The sequence below is a fragment of the Rhizobium ecuadorense genome, from assembly GCF_001187535.1.
In the GTDB taxonomy this organism is placed as follows: Bacteria; Pseudomonadota; Alphaproteobacteria; order Rhizobiales; family Rhizobiaceae; genus Rhizobium; species Rhizobium ecuadorense.
Genome location: NZ_LFIO01001465.1, coordinates 1 through 533 on the forward strand (window position 1 = coordinate 1; position 533 = coordinate 533).

Annotated in this window: 1 pseudogene; it reads right to left on the reverse strand. The window is 57.8% G+C overall.

Annotation, left to right across the window (positions count from 1 at the left end):
• Positions 1 to 234: pseudogene (locus AF337_RS45775) on the reverse strand (transporter); the annotation flags it as partial.
• Between the last annotated feature and the right edge of the window lie 299 nt (positions 235 to 533).

Sequence of the window (533 nt, forward strand, 5' to 3'; positions counted from 1 at the left end):
TGGCAGTATGGTGCGCGAGATGACGTTCCAGTCCTCGTTTATCTTGAAGGGAATGACCGGCTGAATGTTTAGCGTCGCCTTGTCGCCGTCGTCTGGACCATAGCCGTGATCGTAGTTGAACTGGAACGGCACGCTGATGAGCGAGGCTATTGGATTGGAAAGCTTCTTCGCCAGGTCTTCACTCGACTGGGCGGCTGCCGTCCCTGTCCAGACACCGAGCGGCGCGACAACCAGTACTACCCAAGAAGCGACTTTCTCATCAATGCCTCCATGATCCGATTGAACCCAGCCCGCAGGGCAGGCTTCCTCCGAAACGAAACGATATCCCCCGGATCGATCCCGTTGGATACCGAACTGTGAGCCGCTGTCACGGCGGCTCTCTGCCGCTGGGGGACGTCGTTTTTCCGGCTCCCGGAGGACACCAGGTCTTCAAATGGCGAGCATACTGGAAGGATAATCGCTAACAGTACGAAGTTCGCCAGTCCGGCCTTTAGAACCGAATGGCGACCCCGAAGATCGGCCCCTGCTGAACG